The following is a 24,376-nucleotide window of genomic DNA, read 5'->3' on the forward strand; positions in this document are numbered from 1 at the left end:
CAGTGATGGTGGCACTGTCTGCGGGCCGCGTCGTCGGCCCCTCTCGATGGTCTCCCTCCGGCGCAACGGTAGTTGCTTTCGAAAGGTTGCGCCAAACACACGTTTCGAGTGAAAAGTGTGGATCAAGGGACTTGATCACGTGTCCGGGTGTATGGCCGGCGTGGTGACCGGCGGGCAAAAAGGCCCATTGCTGTACTCTTCACCGCCGGAGTGCAGACCTTGTGGGTCGCCGCCCCAGTCTGCCATCCGGCGCCTCGTCAACCGAGCGCCGGTTCCCTTCTGCCCGGGAGTCCCACGCGTCCTCCCCGCGGCGCTCACGGTATCTCCCTAGGCCCGCTGGCGATACGGGTGTGCGTCGGCGTGCCCGACACCGGAGCTGAGGTGCGGACTTCCGTGTGTCCGGCCCCGGGGCGCCAGCGCGGCCTTCCAGTGCATTCACACGCGACACGCGTAGCGCGGCACGCGACACGCGTGGCGAGCTGGGTCTTCGGGCCCGGTCCTACATCTAGTGGTTGGATGGCTACAGCGGCCCACAAGTTGTGGTCCCCCAGCCTTCGTGGCTCGCCAACTGCCCTATGCTGGCTGTCGCTTCACCAAACAGGCCTCCCTGGCCTTCGCTCCAGCCGGAGCGAAGGCCCTGCACCCAGGGCCAATTGGGGCCGAAAGAGGTGATGCACGGATGGATCGGAACGAACATTGCGCGTGCTGCAAGCGTCGTAAGCACCGCCGGATAGGCGGTCAGGAGGCGCTGGCATGGGCGCGCGTGATCGTGATGATCACTCACGTGCTGCGGTCCTTCTGGTCCTGACCAGATGCACCGAGGCGGCCGGACGGTACGAGCTCAGCAATGAGCCCGGCCGGATGTTGGACGGCCGGGCTCGTTGAATGCGGCACCCTCGAGGGGGCTCTGAAGCTGGGTACCAGCCAGCTTCAGGCCCTTTCGGGCGTCCCCCGCATCGTAGGCCATCGGCGCCACGCCGCAACGTACGGGGCGGACACGAATCGTATGGCGTGGCGCGCGCAGGGGCTCGAGGGTCAGTGCCGACGGCGGCTGCCCTCGACGGCCGACGAGATGGTGCGTACGGAGACGGGGTTGTCTGGTGGCGGCTTCGACACCCCGTCACCAACGCGCTCCTGTCGGGCCGCCCTCACTCGCTGCGCCATCGCGGATCGCTCTTGGCGGACTCGTTCCTGAAGCCTCTTGGCCTGCCTGTACGCCTTCTCAGCTTTCGTTCGCTTCTTCTTCGCCACGCCCCCAATCCTCCCGATTCCTCGGAGGGTTGAGTAGCCCTCTGCTGATGTGGATCACCGGCGGTAGCTGCGGCGGCCCTCGAGGGCCTTCGTCACGGTGGAGATCTCCATCAGTGGGCCCGGCCTTCGGTGTCGTCGGGCTCGGGCCAGGGCCCCGACTGCGGTCGGCGCGGATCGTGGCGGCGGTGCCGGTCAGCTGCTCGATCCCGCGGGCGGTGTAGAGCCGGCGGGGCTCGAGGGCAGCCATCGGCCGCTCAATGCGATCGGCGGCGATGCGCCGCATGCGTACGGCCAACTTGTTGAGTGGCGTTCTCATGCGGCGGTCCGGTCGTCGTAGTGGGCGGCGATCGTTTCGAATGCGGCGCGCTCGGCCGTGGTGAGGGGCGTGCCTGGCGGCCGGCGGTTGAGCGGGTGCAGTCGTGGCCGTGGACGACGCCACCGGAGTGCCGCCAGAACGAGCAGCAAGGCACCGGCCGGGCAGCGAGGGCGCGGCCGAGCGCAGCGAGCCGCGAGGCGATGGCCTGCCCACGGCGGGCGCGGTGCCGGAGGTGGTGGGCGTACGCGCTGAGGAGCACGGCCAGGCTGGCGGGGCCAGCCGCGGCGTGCCAGCTGCTGCGGGCCGCGAGGTGGCAGGCGCTGGCCGCGAGGACGAGCGCGGCCAGCTGGGCCGCGCGGGCGGTGCAGCGGGTGCGGGTCACGGCTGGCTCCCGGTGGCGGCTTGGCGGGTGGCGGCGCTGATGCCGCCGTCCCGGAAGGTCCACCAGCCGTCGTCTCCGGTCGGGAGCGCCGGGTAGTGGGCGAGCATGGGGCGCAGGATGGCGAGGTGCTGTTCGATGACCTCGGGTTTCTGCGCGCCCCAATAGTTCTCGCCGTCCCATCGGCCGTCGCAGTCGCCGCCGTACCGGCCGTCGTCGTAGCGCTCCAGGAACTCGACCACGGTCTCGGGGGCGGGTCGCTGGCTGGTGCGGAGCGCGCCGATGCACGCCACGATCAGGCCACGAGGCCGCCCCCGGAACCAGACTGCGGTGACCTGAGCACGGTGCCAGCCGTGTTCGGAGGAGCCGCCGACTCGGAGGCTGCCGAGGTCGACGGCGTACGGCCGGCGAGCGATGCGGAACTTGTCCTCGCGGATCACCGGCTGCCTCCGAGGATGGCGCGCGCCAGGGCGACGGCGTGCGGGGCGACGACGTCCTGCCAGTCGGGGTGGGTGTGGATCGTGAGGCGGCGTGCCTCCGATCGGAACAGGCGGACGAGCTCGAGCGCGAAGGCGGGCGTGAAGTGGCCGACGAGGTCGCTGCATTTGCCGCCCATGCCGTTGAGGAAGCCGTCCCGCCAGGCGGTGGCGGGGTCGTAGCACTGCCAGTAGTCGGCGGTCTCAAGGTCGGCCTGGGCGGCTTCGGCGAGCGGCTGCAGGAGATCGGCTGCCGCGGTGAGCTCCTCGGCCGACGTCATGGCTGCGCCTCCGGGTCGATGAGGTCGATGTAGTCGCGGGCGAGGCAGGCTGAGCAGCCGCCGCACACGCAGTCGAGGTCGTAGCCCTGCTGGAGGAGGTGGGCGCGTTGCTGCTCGGCGAGTTCGTGGGCGTGTCGGTCGAGGATGCGGTCGGCGTGCTGGCGGGAGCCACGGCCGGTGAGCATCCATTCGGCGAAGGTGTTGAGGGGGTCTTCGCGGGCGTTGCTCGCCTTGTTGGAGGCGGGGACGGCGGGGTGGGCGCCGTCCTGGGTGGTGGTCATGGTGGGCCTCCGTGAGGGGGTCGGTGGCCGGGTGTGCGATGGGTGCTGGTGTTAGTTCAGCAGGCGGGTGATCGTTCGCCCGATGGTGCAGGTCAGCGGGGCGCGGGGGTGTGGTGCCAGCCGTCGCAGAGGTGGCAGGCGGTGGCCTCGAGTTGGGTAGGGCCGACCCAGCCGAGGAGCGCGGCGAGCGCGAGGTCTCGGCTGGCGAAGCGGGGGCCGTTCGGGCACGTGCGGGTCCGGCCGATGATGCGCGCAGCATGCGGCGGCTTCCAGCGACCTCTCACGCAGCCTCGTCGTAGTCGTACGGCTCTGTGTGCGCCCAGGACGGCGCGGGCTGCGGTCGGGCCGGCCCCGGGCTGGGCTCCGGCCGCGGCTCGTGGTGCGCCCGGTGTGCGCGGAGGTATCGCCAGGCCCAGAACGGCGGGAAGTTCTGCCCTGGTGGCTGCAAGCGAGGGCGCTGATCGTGAGGACGAGCGTCAGGTACGCGACGACGCTGCTCACGGCTGCGCCCCGTCCTGCTGCGCCTCGTCGTCGGCGATCTCTCGGCAGGCCGGGCAGGAGTTGGGGCCGACGGGGATGGTGTGGACGCAGCACTCCACCCCGTCGTCGCGGCGGTAGTGAGCGGTTGGAATGAACGAGGCCTCGGCGGTGGGCTGCTGCGTCTCGTCGGCCATGCGGCGCAGCTCGTCGCCCCAGGCGCGTACCTGCCGTGCGGCTGATCGGCGGTAGATACGGGTCAGGCCGTCCTTGCCGCCTTGCTCGGCGTCTGCCGCCAACCGGTCGGCGACCTCGGCGTACACGGCGGCCCGGTCGGCGGGCTCGGGCAGCACGGCCAGCACCGCGTCGGCCGCCGCGCGCCGGTGCTCGATAGGGAGCACGAGCGGGATGCGGCCGATGGCGTTGGCGATGCGGTCGCGGAGCGCGGCCCGGTCGGCGGACGGCTGCACGGCGGCAGGCTCCTCGGCGGCCGTGTCGCCGTCGGGCTCCCCTGGGTCGACCTCGGGGTGCGTGAAACGGACGGGCTTGCCCAGCTCGCGGGCGTAGGCGATCTCCGCGATGGTCGACGAGCCCACGTAGTCGCCGACAACGAGCACCTCGTCCGCGAGCCGGATCTTCGCCCGGGGCAGGTCGTCGAGCGCGGACTTCACCTTCGCCACAGCGTCGGAGTGCCACAGCTTGGTGTTGACGTGCGGCATCACCACGATCTTCCCGGCCACTGACACGGCGTGGGCTTCTGCCTGCATGTCGGCTTCAAAGCGCATGGACCCGCAGATCGCGACGATCCGCAGGATGCTCAGCCGTTCCTTCGCGTCGGCGAGCTTCTCCCCGGGGGTCAGCAGGTTCGGGTAGGTCATCAGAGCTCCCGGATGGTGAGTTGGTCGTCGGCTGGTAGTTCGGGCTGATCCGCGCCGGGCCGGGCGGCGCGCGGGGTTGCGAGGCGTGGCTGGCGGTTGGTGCGGCGGTGGAGCTTGCGCCAGCAGACGGGTTCGTGGCCGCGGGCCGCGGGATTCGGGGTCGGTGAGGAGGCGCCCGCACGCGCAGGCGACGGGCTCTTCCTCCGAGCTGGGCTCGGTCACTGGTCCGCCAGCCGCGGGTGCAGCTCCCAGAGCGGGCAGCCGGTGATCGGCTGCTGCAGTTCCTCGGGCCCGTCGGTGTGGCAGCAGGCCTCGGGCCACGAGGAACACCCGCAGTCCTGGCCGGGGATGCACTGGTGACTGGACCAGCGAGCCTCCTGGAACCACGCGCAGGTCTTGCAGCCGCGGGCGCCCGGGTTCTGCCAGCAACGGCCCATGTGCCACTCGATGCGCTCGCGCTTGGCCCGGGTGTAGCGCCGGCAGTGCGAGCACTGGTGAATGTCGGTCGCAAGCCACTCGCCGAGTCGCTGGGTCTGACTGTGCCGTCCAAACTGGAGGACGAGCGCGCTATGTGGTCTCTCGTCACAAAGCTGTCCGGATTGCCATACCACGAGAGGGCAGAAGCACTGGATGTCTATCGTGTTGGCCCACCCAATGCTTGAACAGGGAGCGTTCCGGATCGGCGCGCTCCGGCGAGACGTCAGCGACGATCTCGGCCTGGTCGCCGAACAACAACAGGACTCGGACGGTGACGTGCTCGGCGAACCTGGGGTCATCCTCTCGTGCGGGGGGTCAGCGTTTGATGCGGCCGCGTACTGCGAGTGCGGCCAGGGCTAGGAGTGTGGGCTCCAGGAGGCGGGAGGCCATCTCTATGTAGGTGCCGGCGGTGGTGAGGTTCTGGCCGGAGGATCGGAAGATCACTGAGTTGACGGCGACGCGGGTGGCCTTCTCGGCCCGCTTCCACGTCATGCGCTGGTCCCAGCGGCCGTGGAGGGCCGGATCGGGGGTGCTGGTGTTCAGGCTGATCTTGCTGCCGTGGAGGGTGCCTGTGGTGGCCGGGTCAGGGTCGTGGGTGGGCAGGCCGACACCCATGAGGAGCAACACGGTCAGGGACATGGCAGCGAGGAGCCAGCTCACGGCGCGGGAGGCGCGCAGGCCGTAACCGGAGAGCAGCCAGTAGCCCCACAGCAAGCGGCGTTCCCCCTTCGGGGTGCCGGCGCGGTCGTGGCGGCGCATCTCGCACTCGCCGTAGTAGAAGTCCGCGGCGCCGGGTTCGTTCTTTCCGTCCTCGAAGGCTTTGCGGAGTTGTCGGTAGAGGGCTGCGACGTCCTCGGGGTCGGGAGTGCGGTCGGGGTCGGGGTGGTGCGGGCCGGGACGCCACTGACGGGGCGATGGGGTCTGGCCGGGGGGTAGTGCGGGCTGGCCGGCAGTCTGCGCGCGCCAGTGGTGTTCCTCAGCCAGGGTGTGTCGGCGTGTCCACCGCGACAGGCGTATGCCGCGGCGCTGCCACCCGGCCGGTGTGGGCGCGAAGATGGTGCGGCCTTCCAGGCGGAGCTGGTCGAGGTGGAAGGCCCCGGAGAACAGGCAGTCAGTCAGGTCGGAGTCGGTCAGGACCAGGTGGGCGGCGTCCACCCCCTGCACCGAGATCACCCGCACCCCGGCGGGGCCGGACAACAGACTCTCGTCTACGACACCACCAGCGGTGAACGGGGCGGGGTGGGCGGTGACCGCAACCGGAGCCGTCAGCACCGCGTAACCGAGATCCACGGAGGCATAGCGCAACCGCACTGTGGCCGTCGAATCCCACCGGGTCCGTACACAGTGCACCTCCCGCGCCGCGATCTCCAGCGTCACCGGCGCTCCGAACACAGCACCCGATAGGTCCAGCGTCCTCGCACAGACAATCGGCCCCCACCGCGACGCCATCGAGAACTTGGCCCCGTCGAACTGGCCATTACCAGTGACCTGCACTCCGATGAAACGCGCGTCGTCAGCGAACTGAGTACGGTCGAACCGAGCATCGTCAGCGAACCGGGCCCCGTTGAATAGGGCGCCACCAGCGAACTGGGCCGCGAAGAACCAAGCCTTGCGGGCGAACTGAGCCCCATAGAACCAGGCGTGGGCGGCGAACTGCGCCCCGGCGAACCAGACGTCGCCAGCGAACTTTGCCTCGATGAACCACGTGTTGCCGGAGAACTGCGCTCTGTCGAACCGGGCCTCGCCGGAAAACTGCGCGCTGTCGAAGTGGGCCTCGCCAAAGCAGGAGCGTCCAGTGGCCGGATCGATGAGGGCGTTCAGGAGTCCGTTTAGGAGGTCTTCCGTGAAGGGGGTGCCGCGGTGGTCGATGTCGGCGCCGAGGGTCAGGCTCGACAGGTAGTCGTTGCGTTCCGTGTCCGCGAGATGTGCCAAGCACGCGGTGTGGCCGGTGACGTGGATACCGCGACAACCGACCGGATCATCGGTCGGATCAGCGCCGTACCCACAGTGGGGCCAGGACGGGCTCTGACTCGGGGACGGCGGCTCTGTCATACGGGCGGCTCCAGGCTTGGTGCGTCATCGCATGGCGGTCATGAGAGGGACGGCAGTGAGAGATCATCCGGTTGCATCGGGATCGCCCGTCAGCCCCGCCAGGTATTTCAATGGTTCATGGAGAAGGCTGGCCCTGATGGCGCTGCTGGGCGTCGCGGACGGGGTCCGCCGTGGCGCGGATGGCGGCGCGGGCAGCAGCCTCGTTCTGCTTCGTGGTGTCTTCTGGGCCGCGGGTGGCGCGCAGTACAGCGAGAGCCTGGCGCAGCGGCTCGTCGAGCACGAGGGTCAGGTGGTCGGTGTCCGGCGACGGCTCCGGCGCGCTGGCGGCCGGTTCCGGCGAAGCTTGGGCGTCCTCCTGGCGGATGGCGGCGAGGTCGCCGCGGACCGTGTCCTTGCTGACACCCACCTGAGCTGCGATGTTGCGGGTGCTCAGTGTCGGGCCCTGCGCGATGAGCTGGCGAACGAGCGCCCGGCGAGTGGCGACCGTCATGGCGGGCGGCTGGCTTACGGCCGGTCACCTCCGGTCTGGCGAGTGGCGATCTCCTACAGTGCGATGATCGCCTCGTTCCAACGGGTGCCGTACAGACGCGCCCGGTAGGGGGTGGGGAGGCGGCCGATGGCCTTGGCCGGCACCGCGGAGCGGTAGGCGTCGAGCAGGCCCTCGGCCTCGTCGAGCGGGCGCGGCTTGCTGCACAGCGCCTAAGCCGCTGCAGTAGTTCAGGAATGCTGGCGCGGGCGGTGTCGCGATCGGCGGTGGCGGCTTCGGGCGTGTGAGCCTCGTTGTGGGTTTCCGGCGACCCACCAGGCGGCGTTTGGGGGTCGCTTGGACCTTCCGGGTCGTCCGGTGTGCTGTTCGGCGCTCTGTGAGGCGCGTGTGGCTTCGGTTGCCATGAGGTCGTGTCCTTGAGGGTTCGGTCGTTGAGGTTGCTGACAGATCTGTCAGCAAGGGGTCAGGCGTGGTGGGTGCCGCGTGCGGACCTGGGCGCGGTGGCCGGGTCGGGCGGCATGGCCTTGGCGTCGTCGCCGTTCGTGATGCGGACTAGGCGGTCGACGGTGATGGTGCGCCAGCCGAGGGCGCGGCAGCGGTGTACGGCTTCGAGGAGGCGGAGAGCGGATTCGATGCGCTCGGGCTCGTTCGTGGGCTTGGGCTTGAGGGTGGTCATGTCGGGTCCTATGCGGCGTCGGTGTTGGCGGGCTCGGGTTCGGTGATGAGGCGGAGGGTGGGGCGTTGTTCGTTGGCGACGCCGACTGCTTGGCAGAGTTCGGCCCAGTGGGCGTCCTGCTTTTCGGGCGTCCAGCGCCCGGGTTGGCGGGGTGGTGGTTGCTCGGGTTTCGGGGCCGGTGCTGGTCGGGTGGGGATGGTCTCGGCCATGAGCCGTTCGTAGGGCGTGGTCACCGGTTGGCCTCTGAGTGACCGTCGAGGGTGGCCGCCCAGTCGGCGAGCGCTTTGAAGTCCTGTTCCAGGAGGCCGACGCGTGGGCTGACCCAGTGCAGGAGCGCCGGGCCGTCGTGGTGTTCGGCGACGTAGTCGCGGTCGGTCACGTTGAATTCGTCGTCGATCCATGCGAACGGGCGCCCGGCGGCCCACTTCACGACGTGCTCGGTCTTCCAGAACGTGTCGTCGGGGCAGGCGTGGGTCTACGTCCCGCCGAAGTGTGCGGTCTGCGGTGGGCTGAGGTCGACCTCACGCTCGGCACCCTTGAAACGGCCATCACCCGCACGATGGTCTCCAACAAGACGGTGATCGAGAAGGACACCAAGACGGAGGCCGGTGAGCGCGTGCTGCCGCTGCCCCAGGGCGTGTGGGAAGCGCTGCGGAAGTTCCGGGCACGACAGGCCGCCGAGAAGCTGGCGGCCGGCGAGGCCTACACCGACAGCGGCATGGTGGTTGTGGACGAGCTCGGTGTGCTGGTGAACACGCGGCAGTTGCGCGAGCAGCACGCGTACCGGCTGATGGCCGGCCTGGGGCTGCGCAAGGTGCGCCTGTACGACGCCCGGCACTCGTGTCTGACTTACCTCGCCAACAGGGGTGTTCTGGACCACATTCTTGCTGCGTGGGCCGGTCATACGAACGCGAGCTTCACGAAGAAGAAGTACGTCCATCCGGAGGTCGAGAATCTGCGCGCGGCGGCCGCGGTGTGGGACGGCTTCCATGGCGGCGGCGCAGCGGGCTCGTGAGAGATTGTGAGATTTGACTGCTTCCGGATCGCGTCGAGTGGCCTCTGACCTGGGCTGTCTTCACCGCTCGTAGAACCATGAGCCATGTCTACACTGCCGGGCCTCATGAGGCGAGGCCCGGCACACCCGCCGCGGAGGGCGACGGCAGGCCGCCCGCGCAGCAAGGGGGAGGGCCCCGCGCACCCACCGGAACGCGTGGCCGCTTCGGGGGCGACCCCCCGGTCATGTCCCGGACGCTGGTACGTCTGGGTGAGGCGCTCGGGCCCGGTGGCGGGTGGCCGGGCCGGCGATTCGTACGAATGCCCGGACCGCGCCACGCGGTTGGGCGGACCAGGGTCTGCTGCCACGACCGGTCATGGAGGTTCTGGCCGATGTCACGGAGTTGGACGTCGTGGTGCGGGGAGACGCGGTGCGGCACCGCCGGCCGGCCGTCTCGCTCCGAGGGGTGACGGCGCCGGGGCGTCCGGAGCAGCGGCCGGAGCCCCGAAGTCCTGGTCGTCGGTGTGGGGCCGGAACCCCGTCATGGTGCCGATGCCCGGCTCGCGGGTGTCCGGTGCGTACCGCGCCGAGGTGGTCGCGACGCACCTGCGTGTCGCCGATGCCGCCGCGGCACACCGGTGCCCCGGCCGAAGGGGCCGGGGCACCGGAGGCGGAGCGGTTCAGACGCGCGGGGGCGTCAGCGGGAGCCCCACGTGCCCTGGTTGACCGCGCAGTTCCAGCCGGAGCCGTGCAGGGTGAGCTTCAGCTTGTAGCTGCGGGTGTTCAGCAGGTGGGTGCGGACCTTGAAGCCGAGGCTCGCCTTGCCCTTGAAGGTCGAGGTGTAGACCGACACGGTCTGCGACGTCTTGTGGCTGATCCTGCCGCCCTTGGCCGTCGCCGAGCCGAAGCGCAGGTTCTTGACGTTGGTGACCGTGAAGGTGACCTTCTTGAAGCTCTTGCTGGTCTTGCTCTTGATGCCGAAGTACAGGCCCCCGTTGGTCACCCAGCCGTTGTGGTCGACGTAGAACCGGGTCGGATAGACGATGTTGATCGGGCAGCCCGAGCTCGTACTGGTGACGGTGGGCGCCGCGGAGGCGGCACCGGCCAGGCCCAGCTGGGCCGCGGTGACCACCCCGGCTGCGGCCAGGGCTGCGACGGTCGTGCGAGTGCGGTTCACGTGATGGTCCCTTTCCCCCTGCGGCCGCGACGGGCCGCGACGGCATGGCCCGCGGCGCACCCCCGTGGTACGCCCGCATGCCTGTAACGCCGTATTTCTTAGCATGTGCCGGTCCCGGTCGGGCAACGGAAGGGACGCGGGGGCAACTTGGTGACGAAATCGGGACATGGGCCGCTCAACCCCGGGGCGACAAGGCGCTAATGACGGCGCGTCATGCGCGAGTGTCCGTCCGAAACGGGCGTCAGGCGCAGTACGGTACCGCTGTGTACACCACGACGGTCTCCCGGCTTGTGAAGGCGCCGCCCGCCGCTGTGTACCGGGCGCTCGTCGACCCGGAAGCGGTGGCGGCCTGGCGGGTCCCGGACGGCATGACCGGCCACGTCCACGAGTTCGATCCCCGCGAGGGCGGCAGGTTCCGCGTCTCCCTCGTCTACGACGACCCCGGAGCCGAGGGGAAGTCGGGTGCCCGCACGGACACCTACCGAGGCCACTTCGCACGCCTGGTGCCGGGCGAACTGGTGGTCGAGGTCCTCGAGTTCGAGGCGGACGACGACGCGCTGCGCGGCGCGATCACGATGACCACGTCCCTCACCGAGGTGCGGGGCGGGACGGAGGTCGTCGTCCGGCACGAGGGAATGCCGGACGCCGTCCCGCGCCAGGACAACGAGCTGGGCACCCGGATGGCTCTGGACAATCTCGCCCGGCTGGTGGAGGGCGCGCGGGGGTGAGCGGTCACCGGCCTGCGCCGCGGGCCGCCTCGACGGCCTGGCGGGCGTACCCGCGGCCGAACAGCACCGTGTGCACCAGCAGCGGGAAGAGCTGGTGCAGCCCGATGCGTTCGGCCCAGCCGTCCGCGAGCGGCGCCACCTCCTGGTAGCCCTCCAGCACCCGGTCCAGATGCGGGCAGCCGAACAGGTGCAGCATCGCCAGGTCCGTCTCGCGGTGTCCGCCGTGCGCCGCCGGGTCGATCAGCCAGGCCTGCCCGTCCGCGCCCCACAGCACATTGCCGTTCCACAGGTCGCCGTGCAGGCGTGCGGGCGGCTCGGCGGGGCCGGAGAGCTCCGCCAGCCGTTCCAGGGCACCTTCGATCACGGCCGCCTCGGCGGGGCGGAGCGTGCCGTCGTCGAATGCGCGCCGCAGATAGGGAAGCACCCGGTGCTCGGCATACCAGCCTGGCCAGTCGTCGCCGGGGGCGTTGCGCAGGGGCGCGAGTCCGATGTACGCCCGCTCGGGGCCGCCCGGGGGAGGGGCCCCGAACGCGGGTGCCCCGGCGGCGTGCAGGGCCGCGAGGTCGCGGCCGAGGCGGACCGCCGCCCGCGCACTCGGCCGGCCCTGAGCGACCCGGTCCGTCACGAGCCAGCGCCCGTCGTGACCGTGTACGGCGGGGATCGCGACGGCGCCCGCGGCGGCCAGCCAGCGCAGCCCCGCGGCCTCGGCGCGCACCGCGCCCGGCTCGTCACCGCGCTTGAGCATCATCACCCGCCCGCCGTCGAGCGTCACTTCGGCGAGCGTCGAGGACAACGGGCGCAGGTCCGTCACCCGACGACCCGTCAGCCGGGCCGCCGCGGCAGCCGGGTCGTCCGGGCCGGCAGCCGGCTGATCCGGGGCGGCATCAGGGGCGTCCGCGTCGTCCCGGTCGCTCGCGTCGTCCCGGTCGTCCGCGTCGTCCCAGTCGTCCGGGCCGTCCGGGTCGTCGGTACCGGAGGTCACGACGGCAGGCGCCCGCGCACCCAGGCCAGCAGTCCGGGCATCGCGGCCTCGATCATGGCCAGCACCTCCTCGAACCCCTCCGGACCGCCGTAGTAGGGGTCGGGGACGTCGAGGTCGCCGGTGGCGTCCGGGTCGAAGGAGCGCAGCATCCGCACCCGGGACGGGTCGTCGACGAGGCGGCGCAGAGCCTTCTCGTGGCCGCGGTCCATGGCCAGGAACAGATCGGCGTCCAGGTGCTCGGCGCCGACCTGTGCGGCGACGTGCTCGACCGGGTAGCCGTGCCGGGCCAGTACCTCGCCGGCCCGCTCGTCGATGGGCTCCCCGGCGTGCCACGGCCCGATGCCGGCGCTGGTGACCCGGACCACCCCGTCGAGGCCCGCCCGGCGCAGATGCTCGTCGAACACCAGGGCCGCGGACGGAGACCGGCAGATGTTCCCGCTGCAGACAAAACAGATGTGCACGGCCCCAGGGTACGAGGCGGCGTCCCGAGGCCGGCCGCGGGTCCGTCACGCGGACCCCACCCCTGGGTGGAGAGACCGGGCGGGAGAAATCCACCCGTATCTCCGCTCACGGGTTGATCAACAGAGCGGGCGCGATCCCTAGCCTCGCACCATGGACTCGAACGGACTCACCGCCATCGACCACCCCGCGCCGGCCTCGAAGGCCACTTCCGAGCACACTTCGACGGGCACCTCGAAGGCCGGCCGCCTGGGCCTCCTGCTCGACCTCGGTCTGTCACCCGGCGTCTTCTACGGCGCACAGGCGCTCGGAGCCGGCATCACCGCCTCCCTCCTGGCCGCCACCGCTGCCGCGGGCGTCCGGCTCGTCTGGACGACGGCCCGCAGCAGGCGGATCGACGGGCTGAACACGCTGATGCTCGGCAGCTACGCCCTGATGCTGCTCCTCGCCCTTCTCGCCCGCGACGAACGGATGCTGCTCGCCCGGGACCCGGCGAGCAGCGCCCTGGCCGGCCTGGTCTTCCTCGCCACCTGCGCCACCGGCAGCCCGGCCCTCGCCTATCTGTCCCGCCGTTTCCACCCGGCAGCCGGGCCCGGTGCGTCGCGGGCGCCGAACGCCCTGCGTTTCGAGACCGCCGTCTGGGGTGTCGCACTGACGGCAGAGGCGGCGGCCCGGTTCGTGCTCCTCTTCACCCTTCCGGTCGAGGCGGTCCCGGGAGTGTCGACGACCGTCGAACTCGGCGTCATAGCCCTGCTGTTGCCCTGGACGATCCGGCGCCGTCGCCGCGCGGCGGCCGTGGTCTGACTACGTCGGCCCACCGGCGACGGCGGCCCCCACCGGTTGCCGCGCGTGCAGGTGGTAGACGTGGAAGGCCCGTCCGATCACCGGCTGGGCGACATTGCGCACCCGGACTCCGCCGTTGGTCATGCCGTTCTCCGTGCCGAGGTGCGCATGGCCGTGCACGGCGAGGTCGGCCCCGGCCGTGTCGATGGCCTCGGCCAGCAGATAGCTGCCGAGGAAGGGGTAGATCTCCAGCGGCTCCCCGGCGAGGGTGTCGGGCACGGGAGAGTAGTGGGTCAGGGCGATCCGAAGGTCGCAGCCCTGCTCGGCCAGCTGATCCAGCGACGCGCGCAGGCTCTCGGCGCAGCGGCGGGAGTACCGGACGAACTCCTTCATCAGCGGCTCCCCGAACTCGCCCGCGCTGCGACCGACGAAGCCGCCGCCGAACCCGGTGGTGCCGGCCACCCCGACGCGTTCCCCGCCGCAGTCGACGACGACCGACCGACCTTCCAGGACCTGCGCGCCGGCGTCCTCCAGGATGGCGGTGACCTCCTCCGGCCGGTCGTCGTGCTGGTCGTGGTTGCCGAGGACGGCCACCACCGGCACTCCCAGGCCCTGGATCTCCCGTGCCACCACCCGTGCCTCCTCCGGCGTGCCGTGCCGGGTGAGGTCACCGGCCAGCAGGAGCAGGTCGGCGCAGTCGGGCAGTGTCTCGAAGGCCGGACGCAGGATGCCCTGGGTCTCGGGCGCCATGTGGATGTCTCCGACGGCTGCTGCGCGGATCATGCGAGGTCCTCTGCGTGGTCGGGGGAGGAGGAGTCTGCGACGGTGATGTCGCAGTGGACCTGGTGTCCGGCAAGTTCCGCCGCGACGAGGTCGCAGATCTCGTCGCGGGTGTGCGCCGAGGGGACCGTACCGGTCAGCAGCACCGTCTCACCGCGCACCTCCAGCCGTGCCCCGAGCTCGCCCAGGGGCCCGCCCGCGATCCGGTCCCTCAGATGGGCGACCCGGTACTCCAGGTTCTCCCCGGCGGGCGGGACACCGGGTGCCGGCTCTTGGCCGTGGTGGTTCATGGCTGCTCCTCCCGCGGCTCGTTCCGCTCCCGACGCGCGTCCTGCCGCTGGTTCGGCCGCGTGTCCTGCTGCAGGGCGATGACGTTCAGGCGTTCGAGAAGAAAGAAGAAGGCAGCGGGCATGGGCTCGTCCCCGCAGACGCGCCGGACGTGCTCCCAGTCGACCTTCTCGCGCAGGGCGCGGGCGATGGGCAGGACCGCGCCGAAGTCGCAGTGATGCTCGGAGAAGGCGGCGATCAGGCCGCACAGCAGATCGTCAGGGGCCAGCACGGGCATCCGCACCGAGTCCACCGGCAGTTCCTCGGCCCGGGCGAGCATCTCCAGGGAGACGGGCTCGTGGGCCAGCTCGAAGATGATGTCGATGTCCTGGTCGAAGCACTTGGACTTGATCAGCCAGTCCTCCGGCGGCGTGTAGACCGGCAGGCCGCCCTCGCGCAGGGTGTCCGCGACCGCCTCGGCGTCCTCGCGCCGCACGCAGAAGTCGGCGTCGTGCCGCAGGTTGGCGTTGCCGCCGTGCGCGTAGGCGGCCACGCTGCCCGCCAGCGCGAACGGGTGCCCCTTGCGCTTCAGGAGCGCGCCGACCTGTTTGGCCGCCTCGAGGATCGCCTGCCCCTGGTCAGGAGGCGGATGCTGTCCCTTCGGCCGCGCTCCGTGGGAGGCGGGCGGCTCCGCCCCGCCTGCCGCAAGACGAAGGCCGGGGGGTCCTGCCCTCCGGGCCGAAGCCGCGTCGCCTCCGTTCCGCGTCATGCCCCACTCCATTCACCGGACCGAACACCGGGCGGCCCACCGGGCTCCACATCCCGGGGCCGGCCGCCTCGCCCGGTCCCGGACGCCCTCTCGTGCGGGGTCGGGTACCCGACGTGCCCGTGACGACACGGCGTGCCCGGTCCGCCGCGGCGGACAAAGCCCGGGCGGATACCGGGGGCGGCTCCGGCGGAAGCCGGAGGCATGGTTCAGCCGGGTGCCGGGGCGTGTGGCGGTCGGACGACGCGGTCAGGCGGGGCGCAGGGTGCGCTTGGCGAGTTCGTAGGCGGGGAGCATCTGGTCGTGCTCCTCGGTGTCGAGACCGCCCAGGTGCAGCACGACCGGTCCCTTCGGGGTGATGACGGCGAGGGCGCTCTCCTTGCTCGTCTCGTCCAGGACCTTGCTCGTATACAGGTACTCGACCTCGACGCCGTCGAGACCGCCCGCCGTGAACGGGCTGTACCGCTCCTTGCCCACGTCGCCCTCGTCCGCCAGGAAGGCCCGCAGCACCGAGCGCGCGTCGCCCGAGCCCGGTTTGCCGGCGTATACCCGCAGGAAGCCGATGTTCCCGGCGGGCTTGGCGTCGATCTCGCACGTGGCGATCACCGGGCCCACGCGCAGGAAGGCATCGGCGAATGCCTCGGCCTCCGCGGAGTCGCCGCCGGCGTTCGCGTCGACGGCCTTGGCCTTCCAGTCGGCGGCGACGTCGAAGGTGACGGGTAGGGGGCACGCCGACCCGGCCGCCCCGACGCTGCCTCCGCGCCGGGCCACGCCTCCCGAAGCCTCCGCGCCCGCGCCCGTACTGGAGTCGGCCGTCGCCGTGTCGCCGGCCGTCGTCGGCGTACGCGAGGCACGCTTCCCGTCGTCGTCCGACGTCTGCGAGCAGCCCGTCAGTGCCCCGCCCAGCAGCACTGCCGCGGCGACCGCACCGCGCCACGCCGTTCCCGCCCCGATGCTCACCCTGTCTCTCCCCTCCCACGGGTCGGGATCCTTCCCCTCCCCGCGGCCGCGTCACTGTAACGGAGGTGCGCTGTGCGGGGGGTTCGAGGGGTTCACCCCCTCGTCGCGTGCCCCATGCGCCCGCCTCCCCACCGTGAGAGATTGGCGGAGTCGATGCCTATTCGGGGCGTTTTACCCCTTGGTTCCGGGTTATCCAGTTGGCTCGGGCCCGGCGGTGACGACCGGCCCGGCGGTGCAGACCGGCGCGCCCGGAGACGGCCGCCCCGCCGGACAGGACAGCACACGGCCGAGGCGCACACCCGCGGCACGGCCAGAAGCGGAGGAACGGTACTGATGAGCGAGGCCAACCCCATCAAGCAGACAGCCCGCAAGGTCGCCGACGCTCTCAAGGGCGACGGCGCGGGACCGGAGGGGGGCATCCCGGGCAAGCCGGGTTCGCGGTCGCCCTCCGTCGCGGAGCCCACGGAGCCCCAGGGACCGCTGCCGCCCAAGCCGGACCAGACCGGCCCGGACACCGTCTCGCCCACCGGACAGCCGACCGGCGCGGACCAGTCCACCATGGCGCAGGCCGGGAGCTATCTGACCACCGCCCAGGGCGCACGGCTGTACGACACCGACCACTCGCTCAAGGCCGGGCCCCGCGGACCGGTGCTGCTGCAGGACCACCACCTGCGCGAGAAGATCATGCACTTCGACCACGAGCGCATCCCGGAGCGCGTGGTCCACGCCCGCGGCGCGGCGGCGCACGGCATCTTCACCAGCTACGGCACCGCGGCCTCGGTGACCAAGGCGGCGTTCCTCGCCAAGGACGTCGAGACGCCGGTGTTCGTACGGTTCTCCACGGTGCTGGGGTCCCGGGGATCCGCCGACACCGTGCGCGACACCCGCGGGTTCGCGACGAAGTTCTACACCGGCGAGGGCGTCTTCGACCTGGTCGGGAACAACATCCCGGTCTTCTTCATCCAGGACGCCATCAAGTTCCCCGACGTCATCCACGCGGGCAAGCCCCATCCGGACCGGGAGATCCCGCAGGCGCAGAGCGCCCACGACACCTTCTGGGACTTCGTCACCCTGCACACCGAGGCCACCCACCACACCATCTGGAACATGTCCGACCGGGGCATCGCGCGTTCGTTCCGGATGATGGAGGGGTTCGGCATCCACACCTTCCGCCTGGTGAACGACAAGGGCAACACCACGCTGGTGAAGTGGCACTGGAAGCCCAAGCTGGGCGTGCACTCCCTGGTGTGGGAGGAGGCACAGATCATCAACGGCGTCGACCCGGACTTCCACCGCCGGGACCTCGCCGACGCCATCGAGGCGGGCGCCTACCCCGAGTGGGAACTGGGCATCCAGACCTTCCCCGACACCCCCGAGCAGACCTTCGAGGGCATCGACCTGCTGGACCCGACCAACATCGTCCCCGAGGAACTCGCCCCCGTGCAGCCCATCGGGCGGCTCGTCCTCAACCGCAACCCGGAGAACTTCTTCGCCGAGACCGAGCAGGTGGCCTTCCACCCCGGCCACCTCGTCTCCGGCATCGACATCACCGACGACCCGCTGCTCGCCGGACGCCTGTTCTCCTACCTGGACACCCAGATCACCCGGCTGGGCGGCCCCAACTTCGGGCAGATCCCGATCAACCGTACGCACGCCCCGGTCAACGACATGCTGCGCGACAGCTTCCACCAGTCCGCCGTGCACACGGGCGTCGCCCCCTACCGTCCCAACTCCCTCGACGGAGGCTGCCCGTTCACGGCGGGCGCCGACACGGGCGCGTACATCGAGACGCCCGTACGCGTGCCGGAGGCGAAGAAGGTCCGGGACGCTCCCGAGTCCTTCAAGGACCACTTCAGCCAGCCCCGCCGGTTCTATCTCAGCATGAGCCCGGTGGAACGCGAGCACATCATCGGCGCCTACACCTTCGAACTCGGCAAGTGCTGGGAGCAGGCCATCAAGGAACGGGGCCTGCAGGTGCTCGCCAACATCGACCCCGAACTGTGCGCGGAGGTCGCCGCCGGGCTCGGCCTGCCCGCACCCAAGGCCACCGTGCCCCTGGCCGACGTCGAGCCCAGCCCGGCGCTGTCCCAGCTCGGGCGCACCTGGCCGACGGACGGCAGGGTCATCGGCATCGTCGCCGGGCCGGACGGCGACCTGGACGGCGTACGGGCCGTACGGGATGCGGTGCTCGCCGGCGGCATGGTCCCCCTCGTCGTCGCGCCGACCGGCGGCAAGCTCGGCGACGGCGCCGACGCGCTGCCCGTCCAGCGCACCTACGCCACCGCCCGCTCCGTCGAGTTCGACGCCGTCCTGCTGGCCGGGTTGCCGGGCGTGGGCGCCGACGCCTATGGTGCGCGCGACGCCAAGTCCGGATTGCCCTCACCGCAGCAGGCGACCCACGACCCGCGCGTCAGCCTGCTGCTCTCCGAAGCCTTCCGGCACGGCAAGGCGATCGGCGCCTGGAAGGGCGCGGAGGCCTCGCTGGAGGCGGCCGGCGTCCCCGTCGACGCCCCCGGCGTGATCGTCGGCGACAGCGGACCCAGCACGCTGGAGCAGATCGCGCGCCTCCTGGGCGCCCACCGCGTCTGGGAACGCTTCCCCGGGGAGGCCTGACCGCCCCACTTCGACGCAGGTCACCCCCCCCCACCCGTCACATCTGCACACCGAGCACAGGGCCCAGGCCCCTCCGTCCCGCACCGCCACCCACCGGCGCGTGCCATGTGGCACAAGCCACGCCCCGGAGGAGGCCTGGGCCATATGGCTCGCCGAGGCCGAGGGCTAGCGTTGCAGGGAGTCCTTTTCGTCCGTGAACAGCTCGAACGGCCCCCGCAGTGCTCGAAGATCTCTCCCCGCTCATCGCGGCGACCACCCAATGGCTGACCAGCGCGTACCCGGCGTCCGACGGCGCGCTGGCCTCCGCCCTGTGCGAGGTGCAGGCGCGCCAGGCGGTCACGGTCGCGGCCTGGCTGCGCTACCCCACGTCCATGGACGCCGCACTGGTCGGCATGTCGGGCCCCGGCGGCTCGGCCCGGCTGGACTGGATCACCGGCGCCGACGGCGTCGAGGGCGACGACCCGGACGCGTACGCCTGGCGCACCTGGGTGGACGAGGTCGTGGCGAGCTGGGCGGCCTGCCTGCTCACCGACCCCGGGCTCGCCGACCGCGCGGTGGCCGCGCTCGCCGACGGCGGCCACGTGGCGGGCGCCCCGGTCGAGTTCCGCCGGCTGATCGCCCCCGACGAGCGAGACCGCCGGGCGGCCGCGCTGCTGCGCCATCCCGACCTCCTCGCCCCGGTGAGCGCCCTGCACCACCCCCAACTGCTGGACCGCCTGCACCCGGACCGGCCCCTGGCGGCCTGACCGTACAGGCCCGCCCGGGCCCGCCCCGGCACGGGGCCGAAGGGCCGCTCCCGAACTGGACCGGGACCCGAGTGGCCGCCCCTGACCTCACCGGGACCCGAGGGCCGCCGCCGAACTCACCGGGACCCGAGTGCCTCGCCCACCGCCTCCCGTGCGGCCGGCAGCGCGGCGGAGCGGTCGGCGGGGACCAGACCGATGCGGGTGCGCCGGTCGAGGAGGTCGGCCTCGTCGAGCGCGCCCTCGTGCCGCACGGCCCACGCCAGCTCGGCGCGGGTGACGGGATGGCCTTGGAGCACGGGCTCGCGCAGCCGGGGATCGTGGAGGCCCAGGGCGTGGACGGCCGGTGCCTCGGTGCCGTAGCGCCGGATCAGGCGGCGCGGTGCCTGGAGCGCGGACAGGGCGCGCGGCGACGCGGCGCCCACGAGGGGCAGTGAGGCCGTGGGGGAGGGCCCCGCGGCCAGGCGGTGCGTGGCGACGGCGGCGTCCACGGCGTCCTCGGCCATCCGCCGGTAGGTGGTGAGCTTGCCGCCGACCACGGTGATCACGCCGTCCGGCGAGGTGAGCACCGCGTGCCTGCGGGAGATGTCGGCGGTCCGGGGCGCCGCGCCGGACCCGTCGCCCGCGCCCACGTCCAGCAGCGGGCGCAACCCCGCGAAGGCTCCCACCACGTCGTCGCGCTGGACGGGCACGTCCAGGGCGGAACCCAGGACGTCGAGCAGGAACCCGATGTCGGTCTCCGGAGCCTCGGGAACGTCAGGGATCTCACCGTCGACGGGTTCGTCGGTGAGGCCGACGTAGACCCGGCCGTCGCCCTGGGGAAGAACGAGGACGAACCGGTTGGTCTCGCCGGGCACCGGGATGTGCAGTCCGGCGGGCAGCGGGCCGAGGCGGTCGGCCCGCAGCACGAGGTGCGTGCCGCGGGAGGGGCGTATCCGGATGCCGTCCACCAGGCCGCCCGCCCACACCCCGGAGGCGTTGATCACGGCTCGGGCCCGGATCTCGCCCTCCTCGCCGGTGAGTTCGTCGCGGACCCGGGCACCGGCCGCGGTCAGTTCCAGCGCCCGCACCCGGGTGAGGATCCGGGCGCCGCGTGCCGCCGCCGTACGGGCGACGGCGGTGACCAGGCGGGCGTCGTCGGCGAGCCGGCCGTCCCAGGACAGCAGGCCGCCGCGCAGCCCCGCCCCGCGCAGCGCCGGAGCGAGATGGCGGGTCTCCACCGCGGACAGCCGGCGCGGCGCCGGGAGGGTGGCGCGGGCGGTGCGCGCCGCGAGGCGCAGACCGTCGCCCGCGCGCAGGCCCGCCCAGGCGAGGGCCGCCTGACCGCGGGAGACCAGCGGGGTCAGCGGCAGCACGAACGGCTGGGCGCCGACCAGGTGGGGCGCGGTGCGCTCCATCAGCACCCCGCGTTCGACCGCGCTCTCGTGCGCGACGTCGAGCTGCGCCGAGGCCAGGTAGCGCAGCCCGCCGTGGATGAGCTTCGAGCTCCAGCGGGAGGTGCCGAAGGCCAGGTCGTGGGCGTCGATCGCGGCCACGGTCAGTCCCCGGGCCGCCGCGTCCAGCGCGGCCCCCGCCCCGGTCGCGCCCAGCCCGACGACCAGGACGTCCACGGCCGGACCGCCGACGGTCAGGGCCAGTTCGCGGGCGCGGCGCGCGGCGGTCAGCGACGATCCGGGAGCCGCGCCGTCCGGGGCGGTGTGCGGGTGGGCTGGGCTCATGGCGTCAGGGTCCTCTCCAGGATGGTCCGCAGTTCCGCGAGGAACGCCTCGGCGGTCAGGCCGGGGTCGTCCTCGTCGGTCATCGTGCGCAGCGACAGAGTGAAGGACTGGACGACCAGCAGCAGGGACCTGGCCTGCCGGTCGGGGTGGCCGGTGAGCACCGAGCCGTCGGCGTGGCCCTCGCGCAGGGCGTCGGCGAGCAGCGCCAGCAGGGCCTCCTGGCTGGCTCCGCGACGGTCCAGTACATAGGGGAGCAGCAGTTCGGGGTCGACGTCGACGATCTTGCGGAAGAGCGGGTGCGCGCGGAACGCCGCCACCCCGGCCACCAGCCCGTCGACGATCAGCGCGCGCGTGTCGGCGGTACCGGGCCGGCGCTCGGGCATCGACCGCGTGGCCACGTCGATCCACTCCCGGGTCATCAGATCGCCCACCAGAGAGCGCACGTCGGGCCAGCGCCGGTACAGCGTCATCCGGGACACACCGGCGCGCCGGGCCACGTCCGTCATGGTCGTACGCCGGACTCCGACGGCCAGCACGCAGTCGCGCACGGCGTCGAGCACGGGATCCCCGGCCGCTTCCGGCGCGCCGGAGACCGCTGCCGGGTCGCCCTTGCCGTTCGGACCCCCTGAACCGTTGTGACGAATAGGCGTCATGTGTAACAGTGTAACGCCCCTTCGATCGACCGGTGAGGAACAACCCCATGGACATGCTGTGGAGCGGCTGGGGCGACCCGGCCAAGGCCACACCGCTGCCCGAATCGGTGACCGCGCTGCTGCGCGACCTGCTCGGGGTCAAGCCGCACGGCACCGGTCCGGTCGAGCTGGAGGACATCGACGTCCCCGCCTCACCGCTGACCGCCGCCGCGCACCGGGCCCTGCGGGACGCCGTCGGCGACGAGGCGCACGTCCGCACCGACGCCGAGTCCCGGATCCGGCACACCCGCGGCAAGTCCACCCCCGACCTGCTGCGGATCCGCCGCGGGGACGTCGCCGACCTCCCGGCGGCCGTGGTGCTCCCCGCCGGCCACGACGAGGTGCTCGCCGTTCTGCGCGCCTGCGCCGCCCACGACCTGGCCCTCGTCCCGTTCGGCGGCGGCACCTCCGTCGTCGGCGGCCTCGCCCCCGAGCAGCCGGGGTCCCGCAGGCGCCCGTTCGTCGCCCTGGACCTGCGCCGCATGGACGGTCTGCTCGCCCTCGACCCCGTCTCCCGCACCGCCACCCTGCAACCAGGACTGCGCGCCCCCCAGGCCGAGGCGCTGCTCGCCGAGCACGGCTTCACCCTCGGTCACTTCCCGCAGTCCTACGAGTGGGCCACCATCGGCGGGTTCGCCGCGGCCCGCTCCAGCGGCCAGGCCTCGGCCGGGTACGGCCGCTTCGACGAGATGGTGCTCGGCCTCACCGTCGCCACCCCCGAGGGCACCCTGGAGGTCGGCCGGGCCCCGCGCTCGGCGGCCGGACCCGACCTGCGCCAGCTCGTGCTCGGCTCCGAGGGCGCCTTCGGGGTCATCACCTCGGTGACCGTGCGGCTGCGCCCGCTGCCGCACACCCGCGTGTACGAGGGCTGGCGCTTCGCCTCCTTCGAGGAGGGCGCCACCGCCCTGCGCCGGCTGGCCCAGGACGGGCCGCGGCCCACGGTGCTGCGCCTGTCCGACGAGACCGAGACTCTGATCGGCCTCGCCCAGCCCGACGCCATCGGCGCCTCCCGCGCGCCGCAGCCCGCCGGCTGCCAGGCGATCGCCGGCTACGAGGGCACCGCCGAGGACGTCGCCCACCGCCGGGAGCGTGCGGCCGCCGTGCTGCGCGCGTGCGGCGGCACGTACCTCGGCGAGGAACCCGGCGAACGCTGGGCCCACGGCCGCTACTCGGCGCCGTATCTGCGTGACGCGCTGCTGGACGTGGGCGCGTTCGCCGAGACCCTGGAGACCGCCGCGTTCTGGTCGCGCGTGCCCGAGCTGTACGCCGCCGTCCGTGCCGCGCTCACCACGACGCTCACCGGGTCCGGCACCCCGCCGCTGGTGATGTGCCACATCTCGCACGTCTACGAGAACGGCGCCTCCCTCTACTTCACCGTGGTCTCGGCGCAGGGCGAGGACCCCGTGGCACACTGGGCGCCCGCCAAGCGCGCGGCGAGCGAGGCGATCCTCGCCGCGGGCGGCACCATCAGCCACCACCACGGCGTGGGCACCGACCACCGCGACGGGTACGTCCGGGAGGCCGGGCCGCTGGGCGTCGAGGCCCTGCGCGCCGTCAAGCAGCGGCTCGACCCGGACGGGCTGCTCAATCCGGGAGTGCTCCTGCCCCTGGACTGACGCGGCCGGACCGACGCGGCGCGGCGCCGGCCCGGCGGTCCGACTCGCGCCCGCCCGCCTCGTCCCCCACCCGCCCTCTCCCGCCACCCGCTCACTCCCACTGCCCCGACCCGCCCGATCGCCCTCACTCCGCCCGGAGGCCCCACCGATGCGACAGTTCACCGCCATCGTCAACCCCACCGCCGGCGGATCCGCGGGCGCCGCCGCGCTGCTGAGGGTGGCCAGGCTGCTCCGGGAGGAGGGCGCCGAACTGGAGACCGAGTACAGCCGCAGCCTCGCCCACGCGCAGGACCTCGCCCGGCAGGCCGGCGAACGCGGACGGGTCGTCCTGGCCGTCGGCGGCGACGGCATCGCCGGTGGCATCGGCGGCGCCCTCAGCGGCACCGGCTCGCTCCTCGGCCTCGTCCCGGCCGGCCGCGGCAACGACTTCGCCCGCGCGCTCGACCTGCCCTCCGACCCGTCCGCACTGGCCCGGGTGCTGCTGCACCACGAGCCGCGCCAGGTAGACACCATCGAGGTGGAATCGGCCGTCCACTCCCGCACCGTCGTCCTCGGCAGCGTGTACGCGGGTGTCGACGCGCTCGCCAACCGGCACGCCAACCACGCCCGGCTGCTGCGGGGCGCCGCCTCGTACTACGCCGGGGGACTGCGGGCGGTCGCCACCTGGCGCGCGGCGACCTACCGCGTCACCGTCGACGGCGAGGAGCACGGCCACTGCGGCTACACCGTGGTGGCCGCCAACTCGGCGTACTACGGCTCCGGCCGGATGATCGCCCCCGGTGCCCGGGTGGACGACGGTCTGCTCGACGTGGTGCTGATCCGCGCCGCACCACGGCGGCTCTTCTTCGCCCTGATGAACGAGTTGAAGTCGGGCGCGCATGTCGCCCGGCCCGAGGTGCGGATCCTGCGCGGCCGGGAGATCCGGATCGAGTCCGACCGGCCGGTGCCCTACGGCGCCGACGGCGAGGTCGACGCGGTGCTGCCCGTCACCGCCCGGGTGCTGCCCGGCGCACTCTCAGTCCTGTGCTGACCGGCAGTCCGGGCAGGCAGTCCGGGCGGTCCGGGCA

At 72.3% G+C, this 24,376-nt stretch carries 25 protein-coding genes and 1 pseudogene; 7 read left to right on the forward strand and 19 right to left on the reverse strand.

What is annotated here, in order from left to right:
- Nucleotides 1–1,945: 1,945 nt before the first annotated feature.
- The 10 genes and pseudogenes from IE318_RS36740 to IE318_RS45605 all read right to left on the reverse strand — a co-directional run bounded on the left by IE318_RS36740 (nucleotide 1,946) and on the right by IE318_RS45605 (nucleotide 8,410).
- Nucleotides 1,946–2,386, reverse strand: a complete 441-nt coding sequence (locus tag IE318_RS36740) for a hypothetical protein (RefSeq protein ID WP_189907266.1) — start codon at nucleotides 2,384–2,386, stop codon at nucleotides 1,946–1,948.
- Nucleotides 2,383–2,703, reverse strand: coding sequence for a hypothetical protein (locus IE318_RS36745; protein ID WP_189907267.1), 321 nt, complete (start codon nucleotides 2,701–2,703; stop codon nucleotides 2,383–2,385). The genes IE318_RS36740 and IE318_RS36745 overlap by 4 nt, the downstream gene beginning before the upstream one ends.
- On the reverse strand, nucleotides 2,700–2,984 hold the full coding sequence (locus IE318_RS36750) for a hypothetical protein (RefSeq protein ID WP_189907268.1): 285 nt from the start codon (nucleotides 2,982–2,984) through the stop codon (nucleotides 2,700–2,702). The genes IE318_RS36745 and IE318_RS36750 overlap by 4 nt, the downstream gene beginning before the upstream one ends.
- Before the next feature lie 989 nt (nucleotides 2,985–3,973).
- Nucleotides 3,974–4,339, reverse strand: a pseudogene (locus IE318_RS36755) (hypothetical protein); the annotation flags it as partial.
- 218 nt (nucleotides 4,340–4,557) lie between these two features.
- Nucleotides 4,558–4,776: a hypothetical protein gene (locus tag IE318_RS36760; RefSeq protein ID WP_189907269.1), complete on the reverse strand. Its 219-nt coding sequence runs from the start codon at nucleotides 4,774–4,776 to the stop codon at nucleotides 4,558–4,560.
- 355 nt (nucleotides 4,777–5,131) lie between these two features.
- A complete protein-coding gene (locus tag IE318_RS36765) occupies nucleotides 5,132–6,748 on the reverse strand; it encodes a pentapeptide repeat-containing protein (RefSeq protein ID WP_308438619.1) in 1,617 nt (538 codons plus the stop codon).
- A 235-nt stretch (nucleotides 6,749–6,983) separates the two neighbouring features.
- Nucleotides 6,984–7,358, reverse strand: coding sequence for a DeoR family transcriptional regulator (locus IE318_RS36770; protein WP_189907271.1), 375 nt, complete (start codon nucleotides 7,356–7,358; stop codon nucleotides 6,984–6,986).
- A gap of 460 nt (nucleotides 7,359–7,818) precedes the next feature.
- Nucleotides 7,819–8,031 (reverse strand): hypothetical protein, encoded by a 213-nt coding sequence (locus IE318_RS36775; protein WP_189907272.1) that lies wholly within the window; start codon nucleotides 8,029–8,031, stop codon nucleotides 7,819–7,821.
- 8 nt (nucleotides 8,032–8,039) lie between these two features.
- A complete protein-coding gene (locus IE318_RS36780; RefSeq protein WP_189907273.1) occupies nucleotides 8,040–8,264 on the reverse strand; it encodes a hypothetical protein in 225 nt (74 codons plus the stop codon).
- Nucleotides 8,261–8,410 (reverse strand): hypothetical protein, encoded by a 150-nt coding sequence (locus IE318_RS45605; protein ID WP_373311388.1) that lies wholly within the window; start codon nucleotides 8,408–8,410, stop codon nucleotides 8,261–8,263. Before IE318_RS45605 ends, IE318_RS36780 begins: the two co-directional genes overlap by 4 nt.
- Between IE318_RS45605 and IE318_RS36785 the strand changes: the two genes are divergently transcribed.
- Nucleotides 8,378–9,046, forward strand: a complete 669-nt coding sequence (locus IE318_RS36785; RefSeq protein ID WP_373311389.1) for a site-specific integrase — start codon at nucleotides 8,378–8,380, stop codon at nucleotides 9,044–9,046. The two genes, IE318_RS45605 and IE318_RS36785, sit on opposite strands and share 33 nt — an antisense overlap.
- Nucleotides 9,047–9,722: 676 nt before the next feature.
- On the opposite strand, the gene IE318_RS36790 is transcribed toward IE318_RS36785, so the two are convergent.
- The gene (locus IE318_RS36790; protein WP_030184725.1) at nucleotides 9,723–10,202 is read right to left on the reverse strand and encodes a hypothetical protein; all 480 of its coding nucleotides are present in this window, start codon (nucleotides 10,200–10,202) and stop codon (nucleotides 9,723–9,725) included.
- Between the two features lie 263 nt (nucleotides 10,203–10,465).
- Between IE318_RS36790 and IE318_RS36795 the strand changes: the two genes are divergently transcribed.
- Nucleotides 10,466–10,930 (forward strand): SRPBCC family protein, encoded by a 465-nt coding sequence (locus IE318_RS36795; protein ID WP_189907275.1) that lies wholly within the window; start codon nucleotides 10,466–10,468, stop codon nucleotides 10,928–10,930.
- Between the two features lie 4 nt (nucleotides 10,931–10,934).
- Here the strand turns inward: IE318_RS36795 and IE318_RS36800 are convergent, their stop codons facing one another.
- Nucleotides 10,935–11,756 (reverse strand): fructosamine kinase family protein, encoded by an 822-nt coding sequence (locus IE318_RS36800; RefSeq protein WP_229904006.1) that lies wholly within the window; start codon nucleotides 11,754–11,756, stop codon nucleotides 10,935–10,937.
- Between the two features lie 152 nt (nucleotides 11,757–11,908).
- Entirely contained in the window at nucleotides 11,909–12,373 is a 465-nt protein-coding gene (locus IE318_RS36805; RefSeq protein ID WP_189907277.1) for a low molecular weight protein-tyrosine-phosphatase, read from the reverse strand.
- Nucleotides 12,374–12,524: 151 nt separating this feature from the next.
- On the opposite strand from IE318_RS36805, the gene IE318_RS36810 reads away from it, so the two are divergent.
- Nucleotides 12,525–13,175, forward strand: a complete 651-nt coding sequence (locus IE318_RS36810; RefSeq protein WP_229903999.1) for a VC0807 family protein — start codon at nucleotides 12,525–12,527, stop codon at nucleotides 13,173–13,175.
- On the opposite strand, the gene IE318_RS36815 is transcribed toward IE318_RS36810, so the two are convergent.
- The 4 genes from IE318_RS36815 to IE318_RS36830 all read right to left on the reverse strand — a co-directional run bounded on the left by IE318_RS36815 (nucleotide 13,176) and on the right by IE318_RS36830 (nucleotide 15,927).
- The gene (locus tag IE318_RS36815; RefSeq protein ID WP_189907278.1) at nucleotides 13,176–13,937 is read right to left on the reverse strand and encodes a metallophosphoesterase family protein; all 762 of its coding nucleotides are present in this window, start codon (nucleotides 13,935–13,937) and stop codon (nucleotides 13,176–13,178) included.
- Nucleotides 13,934–14,224 carry a hypothetical protein gene (locus tag IE318_RS36820; RefSeq protein WP_189907279.1) on the reverse strand — a complete coding sequence of 97 codons (291 nt, stop codon included), beginning with the start codon at nucleotides 14,222–14,224 and terminating at the stop codon, nucleotides 13,934–13,936. The genes IE318_RS36815 and IE318_RS36820 overlap by 4 nt, the downstream gene beginning before the upstream one ends.
- The gene (locus tag IE318_RS36825; protein WP_189907280.1) at nucleotides 14,221–14,970 is read right to left on the reverse strand and encodes a nucleotidyltransferase family protein; all 750 of its coding nucleotides are present in this window, start codon (nucleotides 14,968–14,970) and stop codon (nucleotides 14,221–14,223) included. Before IE318_RS36825 ends, IE318_RS36820 begins: the two co-directional genes overlap by 4 nt.
- Before the next feature lie 246 nt (nucleotides 14,971–15,216).
- Nucleotides 15,217–15,927, reverse strand: coding sequence for a lipoprotein (locus IE318_RS36830; RefSeq protein ID WP_189907281.1), 711 nt, complete (start codon nucleotides 15,925–15,927; stop codon nucleotides 15,217–15,219).
- Between the two features lie 333 nt (nucleotides 15,928–16,260).
- On the opposite strand from IE318_RS36830, the gene IE318_RS36835 reads away from it, so the two are divergent.
- Together IE318_RS36835 and IE318_RS36840 are read left to right on the forward strand one after the other, a co-directional pair.
- Nucleotides 16,261–18,540: a catalase gene (locus IE318_RS36835; protein ID WP_189907282.1), complete on the forward strand. Its 2,280-nt coding sequence runs from the start codon at nucleotides 16,261–16,263 to the stop codon at nucleotides 18,538–18,540.
- 218 nt (nucleotides 18,541–18,758) lie between these two features.
- Entirely contained in the window at nucleotides 18,759–19,286 is a 528-nt protein-coding gene (locus IE318_RS36840; RefSeq protein WP_189907283.1) for a hypothetical protein, read from the forward strand.
- Nucleotides 19,287–19,402: 116 nt separating this feature from the next.
- Here IE318_RS36840 and IE318_RS36845 read toward each other — a convergent pair whose 3' ends face one another.
- Both IE318_RS36845 and IE318_RS36850 read right to left on the reverse strand, forming a co-directional pair.
- Nucleotides 19,403–21,001 carry a glycerol-3-phosphate dehydrogenase/oxidase gene (locus IE318_RS36845; protein WP_189907284.1) on the reverse strand — a complete coding sequence of 533 codons (1,599 nt, stop codon included), beginning with the start codon at nucleotides 20,999–21,001 and terminating at the stop codon, nucleotides 19,403–19,405.
- Nucleotides 20,998–21,654: a TetR/AcrR family transcriptional regulator gene (locus tag IE318_RS36850; RefSeq protein WP_229904000.1), complete on the reverse strand. Its 657-nt coding sequence runs from the start codon at nucleotides 21,652–21,654 to the stop codon at nucleotides 20,998–21,000. The genes IE318_RS36845 and IE318_RS36850 overlap by 4 nt, the downstream gene beginning before the upstream one ends.
- Nucleotides 21,655–21,701: 47 nt before the next feature.
- On the opposite strand from IE318_RS36850, the gene IE318_RS36855 reads away from it, so the two are divergent.
- Both IE318_RS36855 and IE318_RS36860 read left to right on the forward strand, forming a co-directional pair.
- Nucleotides 21,702–23,309, forward strand: a complete 1,608-nt coding sequence (locus tag IE318_RS36855) for an FAD-binding oxidoreductase (protein WP_189907285.1) — start codon at nucleotides 21,702–21,704, stop codon at nucleotides 23,307–23,309.
- Nucleotides 23,310–23,457: 148 nt separating this feature from the next.
- Nucleotides 23,458–24,339, forward strand: coding sequence for a diacylglycerol kinase family protein (locus tag IE318_RS36860; RefSeq protein WP_189907286.1), 882 nt, complete (start codon nucleotides 23,458–23,460; stop codon nucleotides 24,337–24,339).
- The last annotated feature ends 37 nt before the right edge of the window (nucleotides 24,340–24,376 follow it).

Origin of the sequence: Streptomyces spiralis (genome assembly GCF_014654675.1) — a bacterium.
In the GTDB taxonomy this organism is placed as follows: domain Bacteria; phylum Actinomycetota; class Actinomycetes; order Streptomycetales; family Streptomycetaceae; genus Streptomyces; species Streptomyces spiralis.